Origin of the sequence: Rhizobium mongolense USDA 1844, assembly GCF_000419765.1 — a bacterium.
Classification (GTDB): domain Bacteria; phylum Pseudomonadota; class Alphaproteobacteria; order Rhizobiales; family Rhizobiaceae; genus Rhizobium; species Rhizobium mongolense.
Window position 1 is genome coordinate 556,415 of record NZ_ATTQ01000001.1, and the last position, 8,404, is coordinate 564,818.

Consider the following 8,404-nt stretch of genomic DNA (forward strand, 5'->3'; position numbering starts at 1 on the left):
ACCGATGAAATCAAGATGGAACGACGGCGAACTTGCCTCCTTGCTCAATGCCTACGTGGCCAAGGGCATCAACCGCGATCTGGCGATCAGGACATATACGACACGTCTTCTCGGTCAGGATCCAGAATTGGTCCTGCACGGCGGTGGCAATACGTCGGTCAAGACCGCGTTTATCGATCGCGATGGGTCGACGGTGGATGTTCTCTGTGTCAAGGGCAGCGGCTGGGACATGGGCACAATCGAGCCACAGGGGCTGCCGGCCGTACGGCTCGACCCGCTGAAGGCGATGGTAGGCTACGACGCACTGACCGACGACGAGATGGTGATGCTGCAGCGACGGCTGCTCATGGACCCAAATGCGCCGAATCCATCGGTGGAAGCGATACTGCATGCGATCCTGCCCTTCAGGCACATCGATCACACGCATGCCAATGCGATCGTCTCTCTGACCAACCAGCCGCATGGTGAGGACCTTGTGCGGGAGTTGTTTCCCAATTCGATTATCGTCCCTTATGTGATGCCCGGGTTCGTCCTGGCGAAGGCCTGCGACGCGGCGTTACGCGCCAATCCCACGGGCGACGGCATGATCCTTCTGAAACATGGGATTTTCACCTGGTCGAATGATCCGCGCGAAGCCTATGAAGATATGATCGCCAAGATCGATCAGGCTGAACGGCGTCTGGCACGCGGCCGCGCGAAGCCTTTCGTGCCGGTCGCCATTCCGCAGGAGATCGCGGCAGCGAAGGACATCGCGCCAATCCTGAGGGGTGCCATTGCCATCGATACGGGGATAGAGGGCGCGCCAAAACGCCTCATTCTCGAACACCGCAGCAGTGAAAAAATCCTCGATTTCTGCAATGCAGAAACGGTCGAAAGCCTCGTGCAGCGCGGCAATGCCACCCCGGAGCATGTCATTCACATCAAGCGCTTGGGCATCGCTCTGCCGGCGCCGGAGGCCGGACGTCTTGCCGAATGGGGTGACACGGTGCGGGCTGCCGTTAAGGCTTATCAGGAGGACTACAGGGCGTATTTCCAGCGCAACAACGATCGCGCTGGCGGCGGCAAGACCATGCTGGATCCGATGCCGCGCGTCTTCTATGTGGCGGGCGTCGGACTGTTTGCAGCAGGGGCCACACGGAAGAATGCGCTTGTCGGCGCTGATGTGGCCGAAGCGACGATCGCGGTCATCACCAACGCAGAAGGGATTTCGTCGTTCGAGGCGCTGCCGGAAGCGGACCTCTTCGATATCGAATACTGGTCTCTGGAACAGGTCAAACTTACCAAGCAGGTGGAAAAGCCGCTGACGCGCCAGGTGGCGATCGTCACGGGTGCTGCCGGCGGACTCGGCCTGGCGATTGCCGAAGCCCTGCGTGCCGAAGGTGCGGAGGTGGCGTTGATCGACATTGCCGAAGACAGTGTGACTCGCGAGGCAAAAAGGCTGGGCGGGCTGGGTGTCGCTTGCGACGTCACCGATCCCGCCCAGGTGGACGCGGCCATCGCCAGGGTGGTGCAGCATTTCGGGGGTGTGGACATTCTGATCTCCAATGCAGGCGCTGCCTTCCAAGGACGACTGCTCGAGGTATCGGAGGACGTTTTCAGGAAGGCGTTCGATCTCAACTTCTGGAGCCACCACTATGTCGCGCGGGCGGTTGTCCGAGTGATGGAAAAGCAGAGAAGCGGCGGCGCCATCGTTTTCAACGTGTCCAAACAGGCCGTCAATCCCGGCGCCGATTTCGGACCTTACGGCACATCGAAGGCTGCGCTCATGGCGCTGATGCGGCAATATGCCGTTGAGCATGGCCCATCGGGCATCACGGCGAACGCGGTCAATGCCGACCGGATACGCACCGGCCTGATGACGGATCAGATGGTGGTCGAGAGAAGCCGGGCGCGTGGCCTGACGCCGGAGGCCTATATGCGCGGCAACCTTATCGGCCGCGAAGTGACCGGTGCGGACGTTGCAGCGGCCTTCATTCATCTTGCCAAGGCACGCACCAGCACTGGCGCGGTGATCACCGTCGATGGCGGCAATGTCGCTGCCATGATGCGGTAAATTGGGCTTCCGCTCAGTGTCGAAGAGAGCCAAAGGATCAGGATCGTGGCGAAAATAGTAATTCTCGGTGCCGGTGTGATGGGGACAGCGCTGACAGTGCCGGCAACGGACAACGGCCATAACGTTCTGCTTGTCGGCACGCCGCTGGACCGCAAAGTTATCGCCGAAATGCACCGTCGCGGTGGTAGCCATCCGAAGCTTGACGAGCCCTGTTCACGGCTTGTCACAGCGATACCGGTTGACGATTTGGGATCGGAGCATCTGGAGGGTGCGGACATTGTCATTGTCGGTGTCAGCAGCCCGGGCATAGGGTGGGCGGTCGATCTCCTGAACAATCTGATGGTCAATCGTCTGCCGGTGGCGTTCGTGACCAAGGGGCTCGCTGTCCGGGGCAAGGGGTTGGCGACCTATGCCGAAACGCTTCCTCCACAATTGCGCCAAATGTATGCCTTCATCGGGATCGGTGGTCCTTGCATTGCGCGCGAACTCGCCAACCGCCAGCCGACGGCCAGCATCTATGGCTGCAAGGACCTGCAGGTTGCCGAACGTTTCGCTGCCTTGATGCGGACCGACTATTATCGGCTGTCGATTACCACCGATGATACCGGTGTCGAAGCCTGCGCCGCCCTCAAAAACTTCTTTGCGATTGGCGTCAGCGCCATGCAGACACGATACCCCGACAAAAAACGCGGGGGTGGACAATCGAAGAATCCAACGGCGGCCGCTTTTACCCAGGCAACACTTGAGATGGCGAGACTGTGCGAAAGGCTGGGGGGACATCCCGCCACCGCGTTCGGCCTTGCCGGACTGGGCGATCTGCATGTCACCGTCGGCGGCGGGCGCAACAGCCGGCTTGGCCACGGTCTGGGCCGCAACCAAACCATCATGGACCTCATGTCCAACGAACTGGCGGGCGAAACGGTGGAAGGCGTGGACACGGCCCGCGCCTTAGCACCGATGATTTTGGGCAATGCGGCTATTAAGATGGAAAGTGACGACTATTTTCCGCTCACTTTCGCCATTATGGATTCGATTCTTGAGCAGAAATCGTTTGTGCTGGACTTTGCGAATTTGATTGTGCGGTAAACGGGGCCGAAATCCACTTATTCAAAGAAACGCTTCGAACTTTCCGGACAACCGAGCCACCTCCTTTGAAAGGGCGGTCGATTTTGAACATGGTTTGGAGAAGTTTGCGTACCGCAGTCGCGGAGGATGACACCCCCCCGACGACATAATCCATAGATCGGCAATGACAGCTCCGCACAATTGTCGCCGTCGCATAGTTGCAAAAGACGACTGGCTTGGTCGGCCACCATGATCCGCACACGGTTCGACGGAACGATCATGCCGGAACCGCTCAGCACGCGCGACAGCGACGATCCGGGGGCGACAGACGCGCCTTCTTCTAGACGGAAAGTGACAGAACCGACGATGATCCGATGATCTCGGGGCGACTGACTTTTTTATAGGTGGCTCCGAAACGAGCGGATCGATGATCACCGCTGCAAACTCCATCGTGTCCTCTGGTGCGAGCAGAACCAGCTTGCCCTGCCGAGCCATCGTCCGCCAAGTGGAGAGGTGGTTCGGCTTCAGGCCATGCCGCACTGCGACCTTATTCACCATCGCGCCGGGCCGAATTTTCAGCCATTCGAGCAACCTCGGCGATTTTCTGAAAGCTGCCGGTCCGCTTGACCCATCCCGATGTCGACAAGTGGGTGGGTCGGCGGAAGGCTCGTCGGCGCCAACTCCTGCACGTCCCGGGATCCTGGGGGCTTCCCACTACAATGAAGCCTTTCGCTATGGTAGACCTAGAATGCTGCGAACATGTAGAACCGCTGATGGTGGACGATCAACCGAACTCGTTCGGTTGACAATAGCGCAGTCCGGGGAGGAGGTCGCCATGGCATCGATCGACGAGAAGAACCTGGAAGAGAAGCTGACGGCGCTAGAGTCGGCCCGGACCTGGAGTGCGCGGCTCGTATCCAAGCTCGAGAGCAACATCCGTTCGGCAAGCGACGCCGAGCTCTTCCGCATCAATCCGATCAAATTCGCCGCCGACAAGAGCCTCAACGAGGAGGAGACGATTGTTCTCTTCCTGCACGCCACCGCCCTAGGTCTCTTCGATATGACCTGGATTCTGATCTGTCCGGTCTGCTCCTGTGTCATCGATAGCTTCCGGGCTCTCAAGAATGTCCGCAGTCACTGCCGCTGCACCCACTGCCATCTGGATTTCGTGGCGGCTCTCGACGACATGATCGCGATAACCTTCACCGTGAACCCGGCCATTCGCCGCATCTCCTATCACGATCCGCAGACGCTGACGGTGGAGGATTATCTTTTCCGCTACAGCTCGACGAATGAGGGCTTGATCCCGGACGGAACGCCTTTCGTCCACCTGAGGGAGATGCTGAGCCGCGGATTAGCCTATATCGAGCCGGGCGAGACGACCGCTTTTGAGATAATCGCAGAGGCTGGCATATTACATGGCAGCAGCTCCGACAGCGACGCAGGTATCACATTCATTGTCGATCCCGCGCTTCCGACTGGCGAACAGCGCATTGCAATCCGTCTTGACCTCGAGTCCAGAACGCCGGACGCGGGCACCATCGCGGCCGGCAAGGTGATTTTCGAGATGTCCAATGTCGCGGACAAACGCATCGAGTTCGGGATCCTTCAACTGCCGCCCGGCGTCGACAGGCCGCCGCCGCTCCACTTCGCGCCGTTCCTCTCAGGGAAGCGGCTGCTCACGACCCAGACGTTCCGCGACCTCTTTCGCTCCGAGGTGATCCGCAGCCACGAAGGGCTCGGCGTCACGGACATCGCTCTCCTTTTCACCGACCTGAAGGGCTCGACTGCACTTTATGACCGGATCGGAGACCTGAATGCCTTTGCACTTGTGCAGCAGCATTTTGAGCGGCTGCAGGACGTGACGGTCCGCCACAACGGCGCGATCATCAAGACGATCGGCGATGCGGTGATGGCAGCGTTCCTGAGGCCTGCCGATGCCGTGCGCGCGGCGCTCGACATGCGCAGCGAAATCGCCTCGTTCAACAAGCGGCAGCCAGACAAGGCTCTGATCCTCAAGATCGGCGTTCACAGAGGCGCGGCAATTGCGGTCACGCTGAACGAGCGCCTCGACTATTTCGGCCAGACCGTGAACATTGCTGCGCGCGTCCAAGGCCTTGCCGACGCCGACGAGATTTTTGTCAGCCAGGACGTTTACGACGCGACCGGGGTTCGCGACGGACTGGCGGCTTTTGCGGTCGACCCGAGAACTGCACATCTTCGAGGCGTGCGGCAGGAACTGCCGGTGTTTCGGGTGGGAGGGGCCGTTTAAGGCGAGTTGAGCGATTGGCCCACGGGACCATGCGTCAGAAAAGCAGTGTGTGTGTGTGTGTGTGTGTGTGTGTCGAACTCCCGATCACCGAAAACTCCCGAGGGAATTGGTTCGACCCGCTCTGTTGCCAACGCGACTTCGTTCGGGGAGGTCAAAGTGGCCAAGGTCAGCGCTGCGATCTATCTCAGCCCACCTGTGACGATGTTGTGGGGTTGGATGCTGTTTTCCGAACCGCTGACAACAGCGATGTTCGCGGGGCCGCACCTCCCAGAACGATTTTCCGTGTTTCCAAGTTAAGCGGTCGGCTATACGCCGTCATGGCAGCCGTTGGACACAGACTTATTCGATCCCGTAAGCAGGCGTTCGGACATTGTAGCCGCACGAGTTGCGCCCGCACCTTTCGGCTCCGCCATGCTCGTTGACATGACTTTCGTCGCCTAGCCGCTGCCGGGCCAGTTCGGCGAGTTCAATCGCCTCAACTTCAAGGTAAGTATGGCCCAAATGGCAACGCAACAGCCCGTCTACCGACTTGGAATCCTGAGGCCTCTCCAGGGGCGCTACGACCCCTTCTTGACGTCTGGAAGGTTCGTCGCGCCATCCGCGAGTGCGCGCGCAAACGCCCGCAGTGTTGCCGTGTAATTGGTGAAGCGCTTCTTATCGAGCTTGATGGGATCGCCCTCCTTGAGCGCGATATTGCGCCCTGCCGCCGTCGTTACTCGAGTCATCGCCTTGCGGTTGAGCACCGTGATGCCGTGAGCGCAGAGATTGCGGACCGTCACTGCTCGACGACCGGGCGCGCTTGCCGCCTTTGATCCCCGACCAGTCGCGGCCGCCCGCTTTTAAGATGGCATCGCCCCAAACGTCAGTGACGTAGCGCTCGGCTGCGTCACGAATCGGCTAGCGCTCGGCTGCGTCACGAATCGGCTTGAGTCAAGAAGATTCCGGCTTGTGGGCCGGCTATTTTGCTGACATTATTCCCCTGTTAACGGGGTTGCACTGTGGCAGGTGTTCAAATGGGGGGCATAAGGATGGCAAAGGAACCTTCGAGTACCGCTTCTTCTGCGAATAAGGCGGACGAAAATCTGATAGGTAATGCAGAGGGAAACGGGCTGAACTTCATGGCGGCCCAGGCCCGCGAGGGCGGGATCTCCGGTGACGCTGTAGGTGTCGACAAGATACGCGATCTGCTGTTCGGCAACCAGATGCAGGACTATGACCGCCGTTTTTCCAAGCTTGAAGACCGGTTCTTGCAGCGCTTTAAGGATGTCGAATCCGAGGCCAAGCGCAATCTTGAAACGTACGAGTCAAATGCAAAGAAGCAGGTCGAATCGCTCGCGGCGCAATTGCGGAGCGAAAAAGATGCACGAGCCGAGGCCGACAAGGAGATTGACCGGAATCTTCGCGAGCAAAATCAGGCACTTGAAAAGCAGGTGCGCGCGTTGTCGGATCAATTGAGCGAGCTTGAGCGCGACGTTGCGGACCGGATAAATCGAAGCGATCATTTGCTGCGTGAGGAAATCAAGCAAAAGAATGAAAGCATTCAGATGCTAATGGAGAAAATGTTTTCCGATCTCAGCAACGTCAAGACCGACAGAAATCTTTTGGCTGGCCTGTTTGTCGAGGTTGCAAAATGCATAAATCAGGATTCCGGCGGTAGCAAGAGCAACTCGGAACGTGGCTGGAAAGTGAGTTGATCGGAACTTGACGTCGACCGTCGACCCAATCAGGCTTCCTCACAAAGCCGCCTCGAACGATACCGAGATCGATCGCGCGGCTCTTGCTATTCTTTTGGTCGAAATTGCTCGGAACATTGATCCGGACCATCATGCGCGTTTCGACGGAGTTCCAACCGCCGATCGTCGCATGGAAACGCTGCGCCAGTTGCTGGTCGGCCGCGAAATTTCGGAGCTTTCACGAGTTACGCATCTGCTGGGCGAACCGGAGCAGCTTGCGGAAGCAGTGGGCGGCGTTCTTCCCAGTGCAGCCGCACGGGCGCCTCATGCGCAGCTCGGCGAGGCCCTTGCGCCAGCCGTCGAGAGGGCTGTGCAACGGTCGATCCAGAAGAGCCCGCGCACGCTGACGGATATATTATACCCGGTGTTTCTGCCGGCAATTCGCAAGTCGATCGGGGAAAAGATCGACCAGACCTTTCAGTCGCTGAATGAAACTTTAAGACATATATTTACCTGGCATGGGCTCAAGTGGAGATTTGAATCTTGGAGAACTGGTGCCAGCTTCTCGGAAGTTGTTCTGAAGCATTCTCTTGTCTATCGTGTAGAACATGTCTTTCTCATTGACCGAAATTCCGGGCTTTTGATCGCGCATGTAACTGCCGATAATGCAACGAGCGAGGATCCTCAACTCATTTCTTCGATGCTCAGTGCAATTCAAGACTTCGTTAAAGACTCATTTAACGAGAAAGAACAGAGCGGCCTGGACACTATCCGCTTTGGGGAGCTTCGTCTCTGGTCAGAAGTTGGACCGTTTGCGACCTTGGTTGCGGTGATCCGGGGAAATCCGCCAGAGGAATTACATGAAATAGTTCGCGATGTGTTGCTTCGCATCCATGATGAATACTCACAGTCTTTAGAGCAGTTTGACGGCGACGGTTCTCAGTTAGCCGGCATAGAGACGCAGTTGCAGACCTGCGTTGAACTGAAGCAGGAGGACTCAAACCAGGGATTTCCGTGGCTGGTGCTGGCTGCAGTCCTGCTGGTTTTGATTCCGGCAGGCGGTTGGTTCTTTCTTTCCTGGCAATCCGGGCAGCGCTGGCAGGCCTATGTGTCGCGACTTGAGGCCCAACCGGGCATCATCGTTGCGGAACAAAAGGTGCGCGATGGCCAATTCTACATTTCCGGCCTGAGAGACCCGCTTGGCGCCGACCCGCAGTCGCTGTTGTCTGGAACGCATGTCGATCCCGCCCGCGTTCATTCGCAATGGCAATTCTATCAGAGCCTTGAGCCGGAGTTCGTGTTGAAGCGGCTGACGGCGTCGCTGGCTCCGCCCAAATCTGT

Annotated in this window: 5 protein-coding genes and 1 pseudogene; 5 read left to right on the plus strand and 1 reads right to left on the minus strand. The window is 58.4% G+C overall.

The annotated features are described in order from the left end of the window. Window positions 1-4 precede the first annotated feature (4 nt). From A3C3_RS0103055 to A3C3_RS0103065, 3 genes are all read left to right on the plus strand, one after another. Window positions 5-2,053: a bifunctional aldolase/short-chain dehydrogenase gene (locus A3C3_RS0103055; RefSeq protein ID WP_022713146.1), complete on the plus strand. Its 2,049-nt coding sequence runs from the start codon at window positions 5-7 to the stop codon at window positions 2,051-2,053. Window positions 2,054-2,098: 45 nt separating this feature from the next. Further along, on the plus strand, window positions 2,099-3,139 hold the full coding sequence (locus A3C3_RS0103060) for an NAD-dependent glycerol-3-phosphate dehydrogenase (RefSeq protein ID WP_022713147.1): 1,041 nt from the start codon (window positions 2,099-2,101) through the stop codon (window positions 3,137-3,139). 814 nt (window positions 3,140-3,953) lie between these two features. Next, window positions 3,954-5,390: an adenylate/guanylate cyclase domain-containing protein gene (locus tag A3C3_RS0103065; RefSeq protein WP_022713148.1), complete on the plus strand. Its 1,437-nt coding sequence runs from the start codon at window positions 3,954-3,956 to the stop codon at window positions 5,388-5,390. A gap of 557 nt (window positions 5,391-5,947) precedes the next feature. Here the strand turns inward: A3C3_RS0103065 and A3C3_RS0103070 are convergent. After that, window positions 5,948-6,169: a hypothetical protein gene (locus tag A3C3_RS0103070; RefSeq protein WP_022713149.1), complete on the minus strand. Its 222-nt coding sequence runs from the start codon at window positions 6,167-6,169 to the stop codon at window positions 5,948-5,950. Window positions 6,170-6,418: 249 nt separating this feature from the next. On the opposite strand from A3C3_RS0103070, the gene A3C3_RS0103075 reads away from it, so the two are divergent. Both A3C3_RS0103075 and A3C3_RS0103080 read left to right on the plus strand, forming a co-directional pair. Further along, window positions 6,419-7,084, plus strand: coding sequence for a DUF3450 domain-containing protein (locus A3C3_RS0103075; RefSeq protein ID WP_022713150.1), 666 nt, complete (start codon window positions 6,419-6,421; stop codon window positions 7,082-7,084). A gap of 7 nt (window positions 7,085-7,091) precedes the next feature. Beyond that, window positions 7,092-8,404: pseudogene (locus tag A3C3_RS0103080) on the plus strand (OmpA family protein); the annotation flags it as partial.